The organism is Streptomyces sp. NPDC050534 (assembly GCF_044457745.1).
In the GTDB taxonomy this organism is placed as follows: Bacteria; Actinomycetota; Actinomycetes; order Streptomycetales; family Streptomycetaceae; genus Streptomyces.
In genome coordinates, this window is the sequence record NZ_JBITHF010000022.1 from 34,003 (window position 1) to 54,396 (window position 20,394).

At 68.9% G+C, this 20,394-nt stretch carries 14 protein-coding genes and 2 pseudogenes; 3 read left to right on the forward strand and 13 right to left on the reverse strand.

Features of this window, described 5'->3' with window-relative positions:
• Positions 1-5: 5 nt before the first annotated feature.
• The 11 genes from ACIBN2_RS43915 to ACIBN2_RS43965 form a co-directional block, all read right to left on the reverse strand.
• A complete protein-coding gene (locus tag ACIBN2_RS43915; RefSeq protein WP_399143393.1) occupies positions 6-1,280 on the reverse strand; it encodes an MCE family protein in 1,275 nt (424 codons plus the stop codon).
• Positions 1,277-2,566, reverse strand: coding sequence for an MCE family protein (locus ACIBN2_RS43920; protein WP_399143394.1), 1,290 nt, complete (start codon positions 2,564-2,566; stop codon positions 1,277-1,279). The genes ACIBN2_RS43915 and ACIBN2_RS43920 overlap by 4 nt, the downstream gene beginning before the upstream one ends.
• Positions 2,563-3,672 (reverse strand): MCE family protein, encoded by a 1,110-nt coding sequence (locus tag ACIBN2_RS43925; protein ID WP_399143395.1) that lies wholly within the window; start codon positions 3,670-3,672, stop codon positions 2,563-2,565. Before ACIBN2_RS43925 ends, ACIBN2_RS43920 begins: the two co-directional genes overlap by 4 nt.
• Positions 3,669-4,868, reverse strand: a complete 1,200-nt coding sequence (locus tag ACIBN2_RS43930; protein WP_399143396.1) for an MCE family protein — start codon at positions 4,866-4,868, stop codon at positions 3,669-3,671. Before ACIBN2_RS43930 ends, ACIBN2_RS43925 begins: the two co-directional genes overlap by 4 nt.
• Positions 4,865-5,905, reverse strand: coding sequence for an MCE family protein (locus ACIBN2_RS43935; protein WP_399143397.1), 1,041 nt, complete (start codon positions 5,903-5,905; stop codon positions 4,865-4,867). Before ACIBN2_RS43935 ends, ACIBN2_RS43930 begins: the two co-directional genes overlap by 4 nt.
• Entirely contained in the window at positions 5,902-7,158 is a 1,257-nt protein-coding gene (locus ACIBN2_RS43940) for an MCE family protein (RefSeq protein WP_399143435.1), read from the reverse strand. Before ACIBN2_RS43940 ends, ACIBN2_RS43935 begins: the two co-directional genes overlap by 4 nt.
• 11 nt (positions 7,159-7,169) lie before the next feature.
• Entirely contained in the window at positions 7,170-7,994 is an 825-nt protein-coding gene (locus ACIBN2_RS43945; protein WP_399143398.1) for an MlaE family ABC transporter permease, read from the reverse strand.
• A gap of 3 nt (positions 7,995-7,997) precedes the next feature.
• Positions 7,998-8,768, reverse strand: a complete 771-nt coding sequence (locus tag ACIBN2_RS43950; protein ID WP_399143399.1) for an MlaE family ABC transporter permease — start codon at positions 8,766-8,768, stop codon at positions 7,998-8,000.
• Positions 8,765-9,694: an ABC transporter ATP-binding protein gene (locus tag ACIBN2_RS43955; protein WP_399143400.1), complete on the reverse strand. Its 930-nt coding sequence runs from the start codon at positions 9,692-9,694 to the stop codon at positions 8,765-8,767. The genes ACIBN2_RS43950 and ACIBN2_RS43955 overlap by 4 nt, the downstream gene beginning before the upstream one ends.
• 109 nt (positions 9,695-9,803) lie before the next feature.
• Complete coding sequence (locus ACIBN2_RS43960; protein WP_399143401.1) at positions 9,804-10,889, reverse strand: sigma-70 family RNA polymerase sigma factor; 1,086 nt, start codon at positions 10,887-10,889, stop codon at positions 9,804-9,806.
• Between the two features lie 101 nt (positions 10,890-10,990).
• A complete protein-coding gene (locus ACIBN2_RS43965) occupies positions 10,991-11,884 on the reverse strand; it encodes a lytic murein transglycosylase (protein WP_399143402.1) in 894 nt (297 codons plus the stop codon).
• 1,005 nt (positions 11,885-12,889) lie between these two features.
• Between ACIBN2_RS43965 and ACIBN2_RS43970 the strand changes: the two are divergent.
• Positions 12,890-14,084, forward strand: a pseudogene (locus ACIBN2_RS43970) (IS3 family transposase); the annotation flags it as partial.
• 625 nt (positions 14,085-14,709) lie between these two features.
• On the opposite strand, the gene ACIBN2_RS43975 reads toward ACIBN2_RS43970, so the two are convergent.
• Together ACIBN2_RS43975 and ACIBN2_RS43980 are read right to left on the reverse strand one after the other, a co-directional pair.
• Positions 14,710-15,102 (reverse strand): hypothetical protein, encoded by a 393-nt coding sequence (locus ACIBN2_RS43975; protein WP_399143403.1) that lies wholly within the window; start codon positions 15,100-15,102, stop codon positions 14,710-14,712.
• Positions 15,103-18,145: 3,043 nt separating this feature from the next.
• Positions 18,146-18,913 carry a transposase gene (locus ACIBN2_RS43980; protein WP_399143404.1) on the reverse strand — a complete coding sequence of 256 codons (768 nt, stop codon included), beginning with the start codon at positions 18,911-18,913 and terminating at the stop codon, positions 18,146-18,148.
• An 81-nt stretch (positions 18,914-18,994) separates the two neighbouring features.
• Between ACIBN2_RS43980 and ACIBN2_RS43985 the strand changes: the two genes are divergently transcribed.
• Positions 18,995-19,369: a hypothetical protein gene (locus ACIBN2_RS43985; protein ID WP_399143436.1), complete on the forward strand. Its 375-nt coding sequence runs from the start codon at positions 18,995-18,997 to the stop codon at positions 19,367-19,369.
• A gap of 108 nt (positions 19,370-19,477) precedes the next feature.
• Positions 19,478-20,337: pseudogene (locus ACIBN2_RS43990) on the forward strand (IS5 family transposase).
• Positions 20,338-20,394: the final 57 nt, after the last annotated feature.

Here is a 20,394-nt window from a genome sequence, read left to right on the forward strand (position 1 = left end):
GCCTGTCACGCCATCGGTCCCACGAGCAGCCATTGCCACGACTCCTTTCCGAACACGGTCTGTTCTCCGCCCGTCGAGCCGATCTCGACGGGCGTTCCGTCCGGGCCGGTCACGGTGCCGGTCTCCGGGTCGTACGGGGCCACGAACGCGGTCTGGTCGGCGCCGTAGCCACCGGTCGTCGCGCGGGGCGCGTTCTGCGCCCCGCGCACCGAGGTCTTGCTGCCGCGCGCCACGGTGCAGCGCGCGCCGGTGTTCGGCGGGCGCGTGCGGGTGTCGGAGGGGTCGCGCCGGTGGGTGTTGTAGCCCTGGGTGCACGCGGGAGGATCGTCGGAGTTCACGGTCAGCCCGAAGTGGGTGGTGCCGTCGCCGGGGATGACCGTGTAACTGCCCGCGACGGTGAGCGGGAGCGTGACGAGGGCCTGTTCGACGCCGGGCAGCCGGGCCACGGTGATCTGGCCGCCGCTGACGAGGTTGCCCAGCAGGACCGGCACGTGCGGCCGTGTGGACCTCAGCAGGGAGTCGACCTGCTGCGCGGCGGGCGCAGTGGTGCCGATCAGTCGGCGCAGGTCGCCGTCGCTCGACTTCAACTGCCGGGTGAGCGTGGCGAGGTCGCGGGAGAACGACTTGATGGCCGAGCCCTGGTCGGCCTGTGTCCTGAGCACCTTCCGCGAGTCCTCGATCAGCGAGGTCGTCTGGGGCAGGGATGCGGATGCCGACTCCACCAGCGCGTTGCCGGAGTCCACCAGCCGGCTCAGGTTCGGTCCGGTGCCGGCGAACGCCTTGCCCAGCTCGTCGACGGTGATCCGCAGGTCGTCCTTGCCGACCGAGTTGGCCAGCCGGTCGAGGCTGAGGACCAGGTCGGTGACCGGCAGCGGGGTCCGGGTGCGGCTGCGCGGGATCGGGCTGCCGTCCATGAGATAGGGCCCGCCCGAGCGCCGCGGCTGGAGGTCGACGTACTGCTCGCCCACCGCCGAGCGGTCGGCGACCACTGCGAGCGTGTCGGCCGGGATCCTCGGGGCGCCGTCCTCGATCTTCATCGTCACCGAGACCCCGGACCCGGTCAGCCGCAGTTCGCCCACGCGGCCCACCGGCACTCCTCGGTAGGTGACCTCGGCGCCGGGGAAGACGCCCCCGGACTCGGCGAAGTCGGCGCGCACGGTGTACCCGCGGTGCAGGACGTCGTCCACCAGGCCCGTGTACCGGGCGCCGACGTACGACACCCCGAGGGCGGTGACGGTCGCGAAGGCGAGCAGTTGGGCCCTGACCGTACGTGTGATCACGGCAGTATCCCCTTCAGCATCAGCTCGGCGAGGCCGAGGTCGACCCCCGGCGGGAGGCGGCGCGAGCCGCTCCCGGTGCCGTAGGCGGCGGGGCACACCGGCGGGCACAGCAGGGTGCTGCCGCCGGACGGCTTCGAGGGCACGGAAGGCGCGGGCGGCACGGAGGGTGTGGGGGGCACGGACGGGGTGTCCGGCAGGGACGGGATGGACGGGAGAGGGGTGGGAGTGGGGATGGGAAGATGCGGTGTTCCGGGAGCCGGGGACTTCCCGCCCTTGCCCGGTCTGCCGGTGACGTTGCCGTAGAGGTCCGCCAGGTCGAGGTCGGCGGTGATCTTCAGGTTGACGTAGTCGCCCTTGACGGCGGCCGTCGCGTTGCGCGGGAACGGGTAAGTGGTGAGGATCTCAAGAGAGTTGGGCAGGTCGTCGCCCGCCTTGTTCAGCTCCTGCAGGACGGGTTGGAGCTTCTTCAGGTTGGCGACGGTGTCGTCGTGGGAGGCGTTCACCACCCTGGTGCCGGTCTTGCCGAGCCTGGACAGGGCGGTGAGCATCTTCGTCAGGTCCTTGCGCTGGTCGGCGAGGGTCTTCAGGGCGGGCGGCATGGTGTCGACGGCCAGGGCGATCGTCTTCTTCTCCTTCTTCAGCCGCTTTGCGAGCCGGTCGACGCCCTTCAGCGCGCGCACGATCTCCGCCCGCTGGTGGTCGAGGCCGCCGAGGAACGTGTCGAGCTGCTTCAGCAGCGACCTGACCCGGTCCTCGCGGCCGCTGAGGGCCTTGTTCAACTCGACGGTGATCGTCTTCAGCTGGGCCACCCCGCCGCCGTTGAGCAGCGCGGACAGTGCCGACAGCACCTCCTCGACCTCCGCGTTGCGGCCGCTGCGGGACAGCGGGATGCGGTCGCCGTCGCGCAGCCGCCCGAGAGGCCGCGTGCCGGCCGGCGCGGACAGGGCGACGTACTTCTCACCGAGCATGCTGGTCTGCCGCAGATCGGCGACCGCGTTGGCGGGCAGCTTCACCGAGTCGGCGATCCTGAGCCGCACGCGGGCGTGCCAGCCGTCCAGTTCCACCTTCTCGACCGCGCCGACAGTGACGTCGTCGACCTTGACCGCCGACTGGGGCACCAGGTCCAGGACGTCCCGGAAGTCGACGCTGACGTGGTAGGCGTGACCGTCCGAGGCTGCGCCGCCGGGGAGCGGGATGTCGTACCAGCCGTTGAACTCGCAGCCGGTCAGCAGCAGCGAGCCGACCGCCGTCCAGGCGGCCACCCGCCCTTTTCGCCACACGCTCATGCCGGTGCCCCCAGGATTCCGCCGAGGGTCTTGTCGACCGTGCCCGTCGACGCGGGGGCCGAGGGAACCCTGGGCAGGGAGTCGAAGAGCCTCTTCAGTTCGGCACAGTTGTCGTGGGTGTCGCCGGTCGTCTTCAGGATCGAGCAGAGAAGGGATGACGGGTCCTGCGGGGCTTGGGGGTTGTTGCGGGTGTCGAGGGTGCCGGCGGCGGGGTTGTAGGCGTTCTGCAAGTTCGACAGGCCCGTGGGGGCGACGGTCAGCAGCTCCTTCAGGGCGTCCCGTTGGGTGACGAGGACCTTGGTGACCTTGGCCAGGCCCTTCACGTCCGAGGTCAGGGTCTTCTTGTTGGCCTTCACGAAGCCGGACACGTCGCCGAGCGCGGCGGCCAGGTACTTCAGCGCGGCCGCGAGGTCCTTGCGCTCCCCGGCGAGCTGCCCGGCCACATCGGCGAGGTCGGTGTTGAACGACCGCACGCTGGTGTCGTCCGCCGAAAGAGCGGCCGTGAACACCTGAAGGTTGCGCACGGTCCCGAACAGGTCGCCGCGCCCGTCGGACAGCGTGGTGACCGCCTGGGACAGATCCTCCACCGTCTGGTTGAGGTTCTTGCCCTGCCCCTGGAGGTTGTCCGCGCTCACCCCGAGCAGCCGGGACAGCGAGCCCTTCTTGTTTGCGCCGTTGGGGCCGAGTGCCTCGGCGGTGGTGTGCAGGCTGTCGAAGATCCGGTCCAGTTCGACGGGGACGGCCGTACGGGACTCGGGGATGACGTCTCCCTCCCGCAGCACCGCGCCCTTGCGGTACACCGGCAGCAGCTGCACGTAACGGTCGCTGACCACCGAGGAGTTGACGATGGCGGCCTGTGCGTCGGCGGGGACCTTGCGGCCCCGGTCGTATTCCAGCTCCACCCGTACCCGGCCGCCCTCCGGTGTGATCTTCCTGACCTCGCCGATGCGGACGCCGAGGACGCGGACGTCGGAGCCGGGGTAGATGCCGACGGTGCGCGGGAAGTACGCCGTGACGTGGACGGGGCCGGGACCCGGCCACAGGACGACGGCGAGGCCGACGACGATCGCGAGCGCGCTGAACAGGGCCAAGAGCCTGCGGGTCATCGGGTGCCTCCCGTCCGTGGCGTGACCGGGGCGGCGACCATGTTCTGGATGTAGGAGTCGAACCAGCGGCCGTTGCCGAGGGTGTTGGTGAAGAGCCGTACGTAGGGGGCGAGTAGCCGGACGCTGCGGTCGAGGCTCGCCTGGTTGCGTTCGAGCATCGTCACGAAGGTGTTGAGGTTCTTCAGCGCGGGCCCGATCTCCTTGCCGTTGTCCTCGACCAGGCCGGACAGCTCGATGCCCAGCAGCGCGGAGCTCTTGAGCAGCGTGTGGATCGCCGCGCGCCGCTTGCCGATCTCCTTGAACAGGGCGTCACCGTCCTTCACCAGCGCGGAGAAGTCCTTCGTGTGACCGGCCAGCACCTTGGTGACTCCGTTGGCATGGTGGAGGAGCCCGCGCAGCGCCTTGTCGCGGGCGGCGACGGTCCGGGAGATGCGCGACAGTCCCTTGATCGACGCCCGCACTTCCTCGGGGGAGTCCCGGAAGGTGACGGAGATCGTGTCCAGTGCTTTCGCGAGCCGGTCCGTGTCGACCTTCTCGGTGGTGGTCGTCAGGTCGCTGAAGGCCTGGACGACGTCGTACGCCGACACGGTCCGCCGGAGCGGGATCTCGCTGCCCGGCCTCAGCTGGCCGGGGCCCTTCGGGTACAGGGCCACGTACTTCGCGCCGAGGATCGTCTTGACACGGATCGACGCACCCGTGTCGGTACCGAACGCCGGGTGGCCCTTCACTTTGAAGGTCACCTTGACGTGGTCGCCGTCCAGGTCGACGCCCTCGACCTTGCCGACCTTGACCCCGGCGATCCGCACCTCGTCGCCCGGCTTGAGTCCGCCGGCCTCGGAGAAGGCCGCACTGTAGGTGTCGCCGCCGCCGATCAGCGGCAGACTGTCGGCGTTGAAGGCGGCGACGGTGAGCAGCGCCAGGACGGTGAGGCCGACGGCGCCGACGACAACCGGGTTGCTCCCCCACTGCCTGAAAGGCGTGCGAGATGCCCCCACGCGGACGGGCTTCAGGCGTGGACGCTTGAGCCGGATCCTGGGCAGCCTGGGCGGCAGGACGCGTACTTTCACGAGGGGTTCGGGGCGGGGGGTGCGCTTGGGGATCAGCCTGGGGAGTCTTGGCAGCTTGGGCGGCAGGACGCGCACCTTCACCAGGGGTTCGGGGCGGCGGACATCGCGCCGCCGGATGCGCATGCTCATCCGCCACACCTCGCCCGCGCCACGTGCAGCTCGGGGCTGATCACCCGCTTGGTCTTCGGCAGCACGATCCGGCCGTCGAAGTCGCAGAGGTAGAAGTTGAACCACGAGCCGTACGAGGCGGTCCCCGTCAGCTTCTCGAGCTTGTTCGGCAGCCGCTTCAGGACGCCCTCCACGGTGTTCTCGTTCTTGTTCAGCGTTCCGGTGAGATCGCTGAGCTGGGCGATGTCGTCCTTCAGCGGTGGACGCGCGTCCTTCAGCAACCCCGCCGTGACGTCGGTGAGGTCGCCGATGTTCACCAGCGACTGCCCGATGGGTTTGCGGTCGGCGGACAGTCCCGAGATGACCCGGCGCAGTTGCGTGAGCAGGCCGGAGAAACGGGAGCCGCGCTTGTCGAGCGTCTCCAGGACGGTGTTGAGGTTGTCGATCACGGACCCGATCAGCTTGTCGCGGTCGGCGAGGGTGCTGGTGAGCGACGCCGTGTGCGCGAGCAGGCTGTTCACCGTGCCGCCTTCGCCCTGGAGGGTCTGGACGATCTCGGTGGCGAGCTGGTTGACGTCGCTCGGGCTGAGCGCGGCGAACAGCGGCTTGAAGCCGTTCAGCAGGGCGTTGAGGTCCAGCGCCGGCTGGGTCCGGGACCGCGGGATGGTGCTGCCCGGCCGCAGCCGGGCGGTGGCATCGCCCGTGCCCTCGGTGAGCGCGATGTACCGCTGCCCGACGAGGTTGCGGTAGCGGACGACAGCGTGGGTCCCGGCGAGCAGTGGCCGATCCGCGCCGACGGTGAACGTGACTTCCGCCAGGGTCCGGTCCTTGATCCGGATGCCCTCGACCTCTCCTACGCGCACTCCGGCCACCCGGATGTCGTCGCCGGTCTCCAGCCCGGTGACGTCGGTGAACACCGCGTGATAGGTGTCCTTGGGGGTGAAGGAGACGTTGACGATGGTGGCGGCGAGCAGCGCCGTCGCCGTGATCGTGATCAGAGCGAAGAGGCTGAACTTGACCAGCGGGGCGGCAGTCTGCCGGGCTCCTGACCTGCTCATGCGACGCTCACCGCCGTTCCGCGTGCGAGCGGTCCGAACAGCAGGGTCGCCACGGGCGGCACCCGGTCCGCCGGGACGCCCATGGCGGGGGCCACGAGCGAGCCGACGGCGCGCTGCTCGGCCCGGGTTGCGGACACGCCGGCGCCTTTGGGGAGTGTGCCGTCGGAGCCTTGGGCCGACGTGCCGTCGTGTAGATGGGGCTTCGTCCCGGGCACCGGCGGATGGGGCAGCCCGCGGCAGTTCGGGCCGGACCGCTCGCCGTACACCGGCTCCTCGCCGGGCCGGTACGCTCCCTGCGGCCGGACGGCCTCGAGGGTGATCCGCATCTCGCCGCCCCGGAAGGCGTCCTGCGACGCCTTCTCCTGCTGGACCAGGCCCTGGAGCAGGCACGGGTACTCGGGGGAGTAGCGGGCGAACAGCTCCAGCGTGGGGCGTGAGACCCGGCCCAGGGTGATCAGCCGGTCGCCGTTGTCGGACAGGAAGTCGTTCGCCGTGCCCGCCGTGGAGGCGGTCGCGCGCAGGGCCGACGCCAACTGGACCCTCTTCTCGACGATCGTTCGGCTGGTGGTGACCGTGTTGCGCAGGATCCGCATCAGGTCGGGTGCGGCGTCGCCGTACACCTCGGCGACGTCCGCGAACCGCGTGATGTCCTCCTTGAGGGAGGGCATGTGCGGGTTGAGGTGGCGCAGATAGCCCTCGACGCGGGTGAGGTTGCCGCCGATCCGGTCGCCGCGGCCCTCGAGCGCGGTGGCGAACGCCGAGAGGGTGGCGTTGAGTTCACCCGGCCGGACCGTGCGCAGCAGTGGCAGCAGGTCGTTCATCAGTTGCTGCACCTCGATGCCGACCTTCGTGCGGTCCTGGGTGATGACGTCGCCCGCGCGGATGGGCCGTGCCGGCGTGTGTGCGGCGCCGGCGGGAGCGACCAGGTCGACGTACTTCTCGCCGAACAGCGTCTTGGGCAGCAGACGAGCGTGCACGTCCGAGGGGATGTCCGGCACGTACTGCGGCTTGAGCGCGATGTCGAGGGTCGCCTTTGTGCCGTCGGCGTGCACGGCGCGCACCTCGCCGACCAGCACCCCGCGCAGCTTGACATCGGCGCGTGCATCGAGCTGGTTGCCGAGGGTGCCGGCCTCTAGGGTGATGGGCACCACGGGGGTGAACGCCTGCTGGTAGACGGCCACCGCGAGCGACAGCAGCAGGGCGAGCACGGCGAGGAACGCGATGCCGTACAGCCTGAGTCTCGTTCTGTGCAGGTGCACCGCTCTCACCCCGCTATCCGCACTGTCGTGTTGGCGCCCCAGATCGCGAGGCTCAGGAAGAAGTCCACGACGTTGATGGCGACGATCGAGGTCCGCACCGCCCGGCCCACCGCGACGCCGACTCCGGCCGGGCCGCCGCTCGCGTGGTAGCCGTAGTAGCAGTGCACCAGGATGATCAGCACGGCGAAGACGATCACCTTGCCGAAGGACCAGAAGACGTCGACGGGTGGCAGGTACTGGTGGAAGTAGTGGTCGTAGGTGCCGGTCGACTGTCCGTAGTAGCCGGTGGTGATGGTGCGGGCGGCCAGGTACGAGGACAGCAGCCCGACCACGTACAGCGGGATCACCGCGACGAAACCGGCGATCATCCGCGTCGTCACCAGGAACGGCAGCGACGGGACGCCCATCACCTCCAGCGCGTCGGTCTCCTCGCTGATCCGCATCGCGCCGAGCTGTGCGGTGAAGCCGGCGCCGACCGTCGCGGACAGGGCGAGTCCGGCCACCAGCGGGCCGATCTCCCGGGTGTTGAAGTACGCCGACAGGAATGCCACGAAGTTGGAGGTGCCGAGCTGGTTGAGGGCCGCGTAGCCCTGGAGGCCGACTTCGGTGCCGGTGAAGAAGGACAGGAACGCGATCACGCCGACGGTGCCGCCGACGACGGCGAGCGCGCCGCGCCCGAAGCTCACCTCGGCGAGCAGCCGCAGGATCTCCTTCTTGTAGCGGCGCAGGGTGCGGCCCGTCCAGGCCAGGGAGCGTCCGTAGAAGGACAGGTGGGTGCCCAGCTCTTCGAGTGAGCGCAAGGGGCGGTCGAGGAGTTGCAGCGGTGTCATCGGCTAACCCCTCTGCGGGACGACCTGGAAGTACACGGCGGTCATCACGAAGTTGGTCACGAACAGCAACATGAAGGTGATCACCACGGACTGGTTGACGGCATCGCCCACGCCCTTCGGGCCGCCTCGGGCCGTCAGTCCCTTGTACGAGGCGACGATCGCCGCGATGGCCCCGAACACCAGCGCTTTGATCTCCGCCGCCCACAGGTCGGACAGTTGGGCGAGGGTCGTGAACGACGCCAGGTAGGCGCCGGGCGTGCCGTGCTGGAGGACGACGTTGAAGAAGTAGCCGCCCGCGACACCGACCACCGAGACGAGGCCGTTGAGCAGCACGGCCACGACCATCGACGCCAGCACCCGCGGTACGACGAGGCGGTGGATCGGGTCGATGCCGAGCACCTGCATCGCGTCGATCTCGTCCCGGATCTTGCGCGACCCGAGATCCGCGCAGATCGCCGTGCCACCCGCGCCCGCGATCAGCAGCGCGGTGACGATCGGCGAGGCCTCCCGCAGCACGGCGAGCACGGACGCGGCACCTGAGAAGGACTGCGCGCCCAACTGCCGGGTCAGGCTGCCGATCTGCAGCGCGATGACCGCCCCGAAGGGAATCGACACCAAGGCCGTCGGCAGGATGGTGACACTCGCCACGAACCACGCCTGCTGGATGAACTCCCTGGCCTGGAAGGGTCGTCGGGGGAGACAGCGGACGATGTCCAGGGCCATCTTGAAGAGGTTGCCCGAGTGCCGGAGCGCACCCGTCGGGGAGAGCGTCATGCGCCCGTCACCCCCGTACCGTGCAGCTCCGCCTCGCGTCGTGCGATCGCCTCCCAGCGGGGCGGGCGGGTGATGCCGGGGCCGGGGAGCAGGCGGGGAGTCGGCGCATCGGCCGGGCCGTCGTCGTCGAGCTGGGCCAGCTCCTGCTCGACCTGGGTCGCGTCCTTCTCCTCCGCCATGCCGATCGGTCCCTGCATCCGGCCGTTCAGGAACTGCCGTACGACGGGCTCGTTACTGGCCAGCAGCTTCTCGCGGGGCCCGAACATCACCAGCTCGCGCCGGAACAGCAGCCCGATGTTGTCCGGGACCTGGCGGGCCGAGGCGATGTCGTGAGTGACGATCAGGAAGGTCGCGTCGATCTGTGCGTTGAGGTCGACGATGAGTTGGTTGAGGTAGGCCACGCGGACCGGGTCCAGGCCCGAGTCGGGCTCGTCGAACAGGATGATCTCCGGGTCGAGGACCAGGGCACGGGCGAGCCCGGCCCGCTTGCGCATGCCGCCGGAGATCTCGCCGGGCAGCTTCTCCTCGGCGCCGATCAGCCCGACCATGTCCATCTTTTCCAGGACGATCCGTCTGATCTCGCTCTCGGGCTTGCGGGTGTGCTCGCGCAGCGGGAAGGCGATGTTGTCGTAGAGGTTCATCGAGCCGAACAGCGCGCCGTCCTGGAACAGCACGCCGAACAGCTTCCGCACCTCGTACAGGTCGCGCTCGCGCAGGCGGGTGATGTCTCGGCCCGCGACCTTCACCGAGCCCCGCTCCGGCTTCAGCAGCCCCACGAGCGTCTTGAGGAACACCGACTTGCCCGTCCCCGAGGGGCCGAGCATCACCGACACCTCCCCGGCGGGCAGGGTCAGTGAGACGTCCTGCCAGATGACCTGGTGGCCGAAGGACTTGCTCAGCCCTTCCACACAGATCTCGACACCCATCCGGTTCCATCCTTCGCCCGTGGAGCAGCTCCGACATCTGCTCTACGGGGAGGACGGGGGCGTCCGTCGCGGCGGACCAGGAATTTTTTGCGGACCCGGGGGCGGGACGCTACGGCAGCTTCGGCGACGGCGTGCGCCAAGACGTCCTCGAGGTGGGGACGGAGAGGGGAGCGGCCGGTAGGGCCGAGTCCGTGGGAAGCGTCGAGGCGGCCGGCTTGGCCGGCAGCTCCGGTGCGGCGGTCGGCAGGTCCGGAATGGTGGTTCGCAGGCCCGGCACCTTCGGTACGTTGGGCACCTGCGGAACCCGCGGCGCCGACAGCTTCGGAAGGGCGGAGGCGGGCACGTCCGGTAGGGACGGCGCCTTCGGCACCTCGGACCCCGGCAGCAGGGACGTTTCTCCGGTGGGTGAGGCCGTCCGGCCCCGTGCCCCGGGCGCCGGGGACGAGGGGGTGGGCGTCCAGGAGGCGTGTCCCCGGCCCGTGACCTCGCTGACCAGGCCCGGCGCGTCGCTGGCCACGGCCGGGCGCGGCGCCGGGCCGTTCCCGTCGTTGCCCCCGTCGAGCGCGTACGGCAGCACCAACCCCGCCACCACCAAGGTCGCGGCCGCCGAGGTGACCGCGACCGCCTGGGCGGTGCCGCCCCCGCGCAGCCGCCCGCGCCCGATCAGGAACAGCACCAGCCCGAGCGTCCCGGCCAGCGAGGCGCGCAGCGTCCGCCGGGCTCGGGCGAGCAGCGACTCGACGGTGCGGTAGCTGAGCCCCATCCGCACCGCGACCTGGCTCACGTCCAGGTCCTCGGACTTGAGCCGAAGCGCCTCCGCCTGCCGTGCGGGCAACTCACCGCTGCGCACCGCGAGCCACTTCGCCTCGGCCCGGTCGCACACTGCCTCCTCCACGGGTACCGGGCCCGGCGCGACGAGGGTGGGGCGGCGGCCCACCTCGGCCTCGCGGTTGACCTGCCGGTGCCGGTCGACGCACAGCCGCATCGTCACCGTCGTCAGCCAGGCGCCAAGCCGCTCGTCGTCGAGGTCCGGGCGCTCCGCGGCCCGCAGCATCGCCTCGTGAACGGCGTCCTCGGCGTCCTCCTGGCTCATGGATCGCCGCCGGGCCACCTTGAGCAGCTGCTCGCGATGGCTCCACATGCGGTGCCAGCGCTCATCGGCACCCGCTGTGTCCGCAGGCGTGTTGGTCGCCATGGGGGCCCCTTCGCACTCACCCGCCGCTCATGTGCTTCCGACGGTGGCGACATTACCGCCGAGTAGTAGCAGTTGTGGAGGGGGAGGAGGCCCACTGTGTGTCAGCCGTCGCCGGTGGTCAGCGACCCCGCGCCGGGCAGCACACCGCCGCCGGGCAGGGTGAGGGTTGGTGCGGGGACGGGAACCGGCGGCGACCTGGGCTCCGTCGGGACGCCGGCCTTGGGGGACGGGCCGGGGGAGGGTGAGGCCGTCGCCGTCGAGGGCGTGCCCGAAGGACCAGGGTCCGGCTTCCGGCCGTGCGACGGTGTCAGCGGCGAGGGCTTCGGCTGCGAGGTCTTCGGCCTCTGCGGGCGGGACGGCTTCGGCCGGTCCGGCAAGGCGGCGGACGCGTCCGGCACCACGCGGTGTCCGGTCAGGTAGTACGCGTACCACGCCTTGACGGTGCGCAGATAGGCGTCCGAGTGGTTGTAGCCCAGGATCGCCCGGTCCAGGTCGGCCGGGTCCGACAGGTCCCGGCCGTCCGCACACAGGTAGTGGCCGGCGGCGAGCGTCGCGTCGTAGACGTTGTTCGGGTCCCTCCGCCCGTCGCCGTTGCCGTCGACTCCCCAGCGGGCCCAGGTGGACGGGATGAACTGCATCGGGCCGACCGCGCGGTCGTACACCGCGTCCCCGTCGTACGCGCCGCCGTCGGTGTCCGCCACGACGGCGAAGGCGCCGCCGGTCAGCCGCGGGCCGAGAATGGGCGTCACAGTCGTACCGTCTTCGGTCACGCGGCCACCGCGGGCCTGCCCGGACTCCACCTGGCCGATCGCGGCCAACAGCTGCCAACGCAGCCCGCAGCGTGGCGCGCTGCGCGCCAGCTCCTCCTCGGCACGCCGATACGCCGCGAACACGCTCGTGGGCAGGGCGCCGCCGCCCGCCACTTCCTGCGCCGAGTGCTTCTTCCGCGTCCGCAGCGGGGGAAGATCGGTGCGGTACGGGGTGTCGCCGGACACACTGAGGTCATGCTCGGCGGGTGTCGCCCTCCGTGCGGACTCCGCGGCATCGGCCGAGACCGCCCTCGACGCCTGCGACGCGGTCAGCACGGCCATCGCGGCCGCCGCGATTGCCGTACTCCTGACACCCCTCAGTGCCCCCTTGAATGCATGCGCTGTCACTGTGCAGTCCCCTCCGTGAGCGAATCCGTCGTCTGCTCTACGCGGCCGGAGGGCGGGTCCGTTGCACAGAACCGGGGAGGGCAGGTCCGTCGCACGGAACCGGGGGATCGGGCGGGCGCCGCTTCGGGAGCGGGGTATACATGCGGGTCCGTCAACTGACGTTCAGTGGGCGCCGGTCGGCGTGAGGTCACGGCCTCCCGCGTCTGGGGAGCGGTCTTCGGGTGTGGGTTGGCTGAGCAGCGGTCTCGGCTCCACGGACGCGTCTCTCGGACTGGATCGGTGGCGTGTGGTGGCGCTGGGGGCGGTCGGCGCCACCACAGCAAGCATCCGGCGTGACGAAGCAGCCGGCTGTAGCGCGGCCGGGCTCTCGCCGTGCGGCGGCGCGGTAGCCTCTGTCAGGGCTCTGCGCCGCCTCACGCGGCGTCCGACGAGCGCGTGCCCGAGGACCGTTCACCACCTGATGCGGAGACTCGGGCCCGACCCGAACTCACCGACCCGTCCGACGAGGGCGCGGAAGCTTGAACAGAGCGGCTGCCGGCTGGAGAACCGGGACTCGAGTGGGCCGGGTTGGGCTTGCGGAAGGATGGCCATCGTGCCGAAGGACCGACGGCCGTGGGACCGGCCGAAGCCGAAGGAAGTCCCAGACCTGCCCCAGACCGAAGATGTGATCGGCATGTTCCGGTACTAGGGCGCCGACATCCTCGGCATGACGGACGCCCAGATCCGTGCCTTCTGTCTGGAGAGGGCGAAGTTCTTCCTCTACGAAGCACAGGTCAAAGCCGCGGACACCATCTGAACCGTTCCGGGTTCGGTAGGGACTCGATCGTTTGAGAGGATCGAGTTATGGCACGTCCTTCCCAGTACCCGCTTGAGCTGCGCCGTCGTGCGGTGCGGATGGTCGCCGAGGTGCGGCCGGAGTACGACACCGAGTGGGCCGCGATGAAAGCGGTCGCCCAGAAGCTGGGCATCCGCACGACCGAGACGCTCCGCAAGTGGGTGCGGCAGGACCAGATCGACGCCGGGACCCGGCCGGGCACGACGAGCGAGGAGTCGGCCGAGCTGAAGCGGCTGAAGAAGGAGAACGCCGAGCTGAAGCGGGCCAACGACATCCTCAAGGCCGCGGCGTCTTTCTTCGCGGCCGAGCTCGACCGGCCACACACACGCTCGTAGCGTTCATCGACGAGCGCAAGGACCGCTTCGGCGGCGTCGAGCTGATCTGCCGGGTCCTCACCGACCACGACTGCAAGATCGCCCCGTCCACCTACTACGCCCACCACAAACGCCAGGCCGCACCCGCTGCCCGCACCGTCCGCGACGCCGAACTCAAGACCCTGATTTCAGGAGGTGTACGAGGCCAACTACCGTGTCTACGGCGCCCGGAAGATCTAGCGGCACCTGAACCGCCAGGATGTCGCGGTGGCCCGCTGCACCGTCGAGCGCCTCATGCGTGAACTCGGCATTACCGGAGCGGTCCGCGGCAAAAAGGTGATCACCACCATCCCCGACGCAAGCGCGGAACGGGCCCCGGACCTCGTGGACCGTGACTTCGTCGCCCCCGCCCCGAACCGCTGCTGGGTCGCCGACTTCACCCACGTCACCACGTTCGCCGGCGTCGTCTACGTCGCCTTCGTCGTGGACACCTTCTCCCGCCGGATCGTCGGCAGCCACATCGAAGGAGACGCGGCTCGTCCTGGACGCTCTCGAGATGGCCTTGTGGCAGCGCGACCGAGACCAATATCCGTACCAGAAAGGCCAGTTGGTACATCACTCCGATGCCGGCTCGCAGTACACATCGTTCGCGCTCGCCGAGCACCTCGACCGGGCGGGCATCGCCGCGTCGATCGGATCGGTCGGCGATGCGTACGACAACGCCCTGATGGAGTCCACGATCGGCCTGTTCAAGACCGAGTTGATCAAGCCTCGTCAGCCCTGGAAGACGCTTTCCCAGGTCGAACTCGCCACCGCCGAGTGGGTCGACTGGTACTGCCACCGCCGGCTCCACGGTGAAATAGGGCACATCCCACCCGCCGAATACGAGACCGCGGGGCCCGGGCCGCTATCAGAGGCGGAACGGGCCCCGTCCGCCTCATGCGAGCGGCCCGCCGCTCGGCGGCCAGGGAGATGGTCGACGTGCCGTTCCTCGCCTGGGCGCCCGTCAATTACGCCCGGTTCGGCCGCATGGGTCGGTGTGGTGCTGGGACCAGCCGTGGTGGGGTTCGTGGTCGGATGGCCGGCGAAATGGTCGGGTCTGGGGGACGGGCCTGAAGCACTGGGTGAGGCCGGCCTGGTGGCTGGGGTGTATCAGGTCGTGCCGTCTGTCGGTGCCTGCTGAAAGTTCGGGAGCTGGAGGTTCCGGCGTGGTCGGGATCGTCTGGCTCGGCTTGCTCGGATCGGGCGTGCGGTGCGGTGGTTGGGCTGAGTTCGTCTGCGCAGCGGTGGCAACTGTGCGCGGTCGTCTCCGTGCGCACTACCGCAGCGCAGGTCTGTGTGCCGTGCGCAGAGCTGCGCGCACCCGATCGGCTCCTGGCGGCTGCGCACGTCGTACGCCGATTGCGCAGGCCTTGGCCTCAAGCTCTGGACGCCGCTGTGGGCGGGCCCATGGTCGGGGTCTGGAGGGTCTGTGGTGGGGGTGGTCAAGGCCGTGGTCGGGCTGGCCGCTTTGCTCAGGACAGGGTCTCGAACCGGGCGATGATCTGGCTCCACCCATTCGTTCGCGCACCGCCGGTGGGAGCCGTGTCGTCCAGCCGGATCTCCGTGCCCGGTGGAAGGTCCTGCGGTGCGCGGTCGGTGCCGATGACGAGGGTGAACTCGGGGTTATCGGGGCTGCTGCGGCAGTAGTACGTGCTCCCGTCGCGCCATGCTTCCAGGGCAAAGTCCGCGAGGATCGCCCGCCTGTGGCGGCCGTCGGGAAAGAGCAGGAGGAGTGTGTCGCCCCGCACGGGAACGTCGGTGTCGGCGACGGGGGCGGCCAACGCCTTGATGGGGAGGTCCGGTTCGACCTGGAGACGGAAACCGCTCTGGTGCGAGCCGGCCACGGTCACGACGCGGTAGGGCACGCCGCACTCTCCATCCGGGTGAGGGTGTGTCGTGAACCGGGCGGCGCAGGCGATCGGCGGGGCCGCGTGCCGGGCCGTTCACGGTGAACAGCCCACGCTCGCCCGACTCTTCTCCATGCGTTTTCCGCCGCGGGAACGCCATTTCGTCGGTAGCTCGCAGGGGCCGGGGAAAGTCAAGTCCCCGGCCCTCGTGCGGTCTTCAGGTCTCCCGTGGCTGGCGTCTACTCGTAGCAGCTGGCCGAGCACAGCACGGTGACCGTGCCGGTGCCGCCGGCTGCCGTGGAGGTGGCGTGGTGGGTGATGACGGTGGGGGTCTTGCTGGTCTCCCACGGCATGGGAGCCGCCATGGCCGGCACGCCGAGGGCGCCGAACGCGGTCGCTGCGAGGACGGTGACGGTCGTGACGCGTGTGCGAGCACGGCAGGTGGGGGAGGATCTGCGTCCTGGACGTCGGGCACGAAGCGGAGTACCCGCACCTGGGGGCCAACTCCGAAGGGCATCCCGTGGCATGGGTGGGGACCGCTCTGGACGACTGACCTGCCGGACCGGTCGACACGACGTACGACGACGCGGTGGACTTGCGTCCGGCGCCGTGGCTGACTCCGGCGCGGGGGTCAGCCGAGCGAGTCCTCGGACTTGATCGGCGTATTGGGCGTCGACGATGGCCACAGGTTCTGGCGTCCTAACCTCCCGCGGGCGCTCTCGCCGCCGGTGAGGAAGCACGGTCTGCTGCCGTTCAGTTGCCGAGCCGGCTGAAGATCCCGTCGGAGCGTACGAGGACCAGTTCATCGACGACGTCACATCTCGGATCATGTCGCCACGAGGCATTCGTGACGCGTGCGGGGAGATTGAGGCAGGCGAGCAACGGCGTCCACAACCAGAACTACGGGCTGCCGCTGACCGCACCCATGACGCGGTCGCTGAATCGTGATCGAGACACCTCCGTTGCTGTGCGTATTCGCCGAACTGAGGCGCATCCCTTGCTGATCAAGACCTGAGAGGACGGGTCGGCGATCGTTGGAGCCGTTGTCTTAGGGCTCCCAATCCACGCGCGAAAGCGCTGGTGGGGCAGGCACTACTCGGACGTCAACGTGTAGACGTTCAGGACTATTTCATGCTTCTCGCAGGGGCGCTTCGGCCTGAGCGAACGCCTCGCTGGCGCGTCGTACCGATCACTGCCGCATCCAAGGAGCTGTTGATCGCACCACGGCGGATCTAAGGACAGAGGCGCTGGTTGACGACGTCGACCTGCAGATTCGCCATCTGCCGCTCGACGTGGGATCACTGGGTTTCACCAAGCGGCTGTAACACAGTGTGACCGCCTTTTCGGGTTTCCGATATTTCATCGGTATGGCAATGCGCGCTAGCCTGCCCGCCATCTCCAGTGAGCAACAGCCGCAGTTCGTACGCAAAGGGACGGCACAAAGCCGCAGTTCGTACGCAAAGGGACGGCACAAAAAGCGCCAGCCGACGGCATCAGGTGCAAAAGAGTGGCAACCACCCGTTGTGGCCACTCGACTGGGACTCTGGTCGTTCCCTGTATAACCCTGCGGTAAGCAAGTTGAGTTGGAGCGCTGGCTTGTTGAAGTGGCGACACCCGATACAGCCCTCCCCATCGATGCCCTCTCGGACACCCGGGTCTCGAGAGCTCTCGGGACGGGATTGGCTGATCGACACGAGAGAGGAGGATTGCGATGGTTCGGAGGAATATCCGCCGCCCTGTGGGTGAGCGGCGCCCTTGGTGGCGTCGGGTTCGAGGAGCCTGCGTCGTCACCGGGGCGGTGATGGCGGCCACGTACTGGACACTGCGCGTCGTCGAGGCGGGAATAGAGCTGCACCGGGCCGCCAGCCCCTGGCACTAACACCAGGAGGCTGACGACCACAGATAGGGCGAGGGGTCCCCGCGAAAGGTTTGCGGCCAGGAGCGGGGGCCCTGAGCCATACATCTGCACACACCCATTTACACCATGCCACGCTCGAGTGTGCCCGGAAGCTTCCTCGAGGCACAGACACTCTCGAACTTCTGCAGAAACTCCCCGATACGACCGCGTGCCAATCAACGCGGCACACCGGGGTGCGCCCCCCCGTGGTGATCAGGACCTGGGCGGACGAGGCGGCGATCCTCGGAATCCTGAGGGGGGAGACCTGCCCAGCGCGTCTCTTCTCAAGGGAAGGGATTCGCCATTCACGGCTATGTGGAAGGCGTACCCCTTTCGGGTACCTGCGGCAACGGCACAGCCCGTCGACTCCCTGCTCATGCAGGCAGTGGCAGACCTCCTTGCGGTGATGCCGCAGGTCCGGCAGGCCAACTGGCCTGACGTCGGGTCATTGTTCGCGGCGCGCAGGCCGCAGAGGCAGGCCAAGGGAAGCGATGGCGGCATGTGACGCTCCTCTGACATGCCAACGGGGAGGGGCGGGCATGGCCGAGCGGGGGAACGGACCGGCCGACCCGCGTTTCTGGGCTACGCGCGTAACGAGGACAAGGAGAAACGGTTGCGCGACGCGGGCGTCGGCATCCCGGAAGACGCCCAGCTCCCACTGGCCCAGCGGGTGCCCGCCATGGCCAGGCGCCCCTACAGCGTGCTCCACACGGAACTGCACCGCGACAACCTGATCATGTCGTACGGCGGCGCCTCTGATCAGCGTGGACTGGGAGTTGGTAACCTACGGCGCTCCCCTGCACGATCTCGTGATGCACCTGGTCAGGATGCAGTACCCGGCCCATAAATGGGATGAGTCGTGGGCTCGTGGGCGGACGCCTTTGAAAGAGTCCGTCCGCGGCCGTGAACGGTGCGATCAAGGATCTGCGCCAGTACATCGCCTTCGAACAGGCCAATCCGCATACCCCGATGTGATGCGCGCGGCACAGACCTGGTCATCGGCACACCGGTCCCGAGTGGACTGTTCCAGTGCAGCAGGACTCTGCCTCCGCAGAGTGAGCAGGAACGAACCGCCGGCAGAGCGCTCTGGCCCGAGGCGGGGGACAACTAAAGGTTGTCCCGTAAGTGATCTTGCAGGTGCTGCGGACGGCGCGGTCGGCTCAGTTATCCGGTGAGGACGAGGTTGTACAGGCGGGCAATGCCGAGCATGGCGTGGTGGACGCCGTCGCCTTTCAGACGGCAGTCGCGGAGGATCTTCCAGCCCTTCATTCGGGCGAAGGTGTGCTCGACGCGCGCCCGAACTCGCTTGTGGGAGCGGTTGTGTTCCTCCTTCCAAGCCGGGAGTCGATTGCCCTTGCTGCGGCGGTGCGGGATGACGAGTCCGGTGCCCTGATAGCCCCCGTCGGCAATGGTCATGGTGTGGCCGACGGCGTCCTTGGCACCAGACTCCTCCCAGCCACGGGAGTCGTGACGGTTGCCGGGCACGGGCCGGCCGACTACCACGACCACGCGGGTGTCGGCGTCGATGACGACTTGGTGGGCGGTGGAGTACCTATAGTTCTTGGACTGCTCGGCGATGCTGCGGTCACGGGTGGGTACCAGGGTGCCGTCCACGATCAGCACTGCGTCCTTCGCGAACCGCTTGCGTGGCTTGAGCGCGAGCTTCGGGCCGAGGTGGTCAATGACGCGACTGGCCGCGGACTTCGACACACCGAATAGTGGCGCCAGTTGGCGCAACGTCAGGTTGGTCCGCCAGTACGCGGCGACAAGCAGCACACGGTCCGCCAGCGGCAGCCTCCACGGCCGCCCGCGCCGCGGCGCGTCCACACCCTCCCTACGCAGCTGGGTCACCAGCTTGCTCAAGGTGCGCGGGCTCAATCCGGTGAACGGGGCTATCCAGGACGGCTCCGCCGCCGTGATCACGCCAGCCATCTGGAGATCATTTCAGTTGCCGACGCCCTTCCCCACGGCGATCCTGGGCTACGAGCAACCAAGGGGGACAAGGTGGGACTGATGCTCTTCCCCGGCGACGACGATGTGGCGAGCCCGGACATCTCCTGGTCCTACACCGGCTTCAGCATGTTCAGGAAGTGGTTGGCCCAGGTCGAGGGGATCACCCTCACTGAGATGGACGGCTTCGGCGGAGAGCGCCAGTGGCGCAGCGTCTCCACCACGCTGGCGCCACTGCTCAACCATCCAGACGACGATGGCCCCGACCTCGCACCCGCTCAATGCGCGGCCATGTTGCCTCGGCTGGAAGCGATTCTCGACCAACGTCATCCGGACGACAGCACCCCCGTCCTTCGACGGCGCATCGAAGACGTCAGGCAGTTGATCAGCGTCCTTCGGTTCTGCGTGGACAAGGACGTTGAGCTCATCTTCGGCTAACCCCCGGGGGCGCGGAGCGACCCGTCGTTGAGGGGATGGCCCGTGGTTACGGGACAGTCTTTAGGGTCCGTCTTCAAAGATCATCGGGTGGTGGATCATGGTGGGGTGATACGCCGACATGAACTCACCGATCAGGAGTGGGAGTTACTCGCTCCACTGATACCGCGGGCCGCGACGGGCCGGCCGCGAGTGTCGGACCGGTAGGTCATCAACGGGATGGTTTACAAGATCCGCACTGGGATCTCCTGGCGTGACCTGCCGGAACGCTACGGCCCATGGCAGACCGTCTACACCCGCTTCCGCCGTTACGCCCTGGACGGCGTGTTCACGAAAGCTCTTCAGCAGATCCAGGCCTGTGCGGACGCGGCCGGCGACATCGACTGGCTCATCCAGATCGACTCCACCATCGTCCGCGCCCACCAGCACGCCGCCGCCACCGGCCGAAAAGGGGGACCAACAGGCCGGACGAACCGGACGATCACGCCCTCGGCCGATCCCGAGGCGGACTGACGACCAAAATCCATCTCGCCTGCGACGGCAAGGGGCGCCCGCTCGCAGTCCTGATGACACCCGGCCAACGCCACGACAGTATCTGGGCGCGACCTCTTCTGGAGCGCATCCGTGTCCCTCGCACCGGCGCGGGCCGACCCCGCTGCAGGCCTGACCAGGTCATCGCCGACAAGGCCTACAGCTCTCGCGGCTTCCGCGCCTACCTGCGCAAACGCGGCATCGTGCAGACCATCCCAGAGAAGACCGACCAGCAGCGACACCGGCACAACCGCGGGCGTCGCGGCGGGCGGCCACCGATGTTCGATCGGCAGGTCTACCGTCAACGCAACGTCGTCGAACGCTGCTTCAACCGGCTCAAAGGCTTCCGTGGAATCGCCACCCGATACAAGAAGACCGCCACCTCCTACGAAGCAGCGGTCACACTCGCGTCATTCCTGCTCTGGGCAAGATCCGTTTGAAGACGGACCCTAGTACTCCAGTGCGACCTCGTGATCTTGCGCCTGTGTGCTGACACA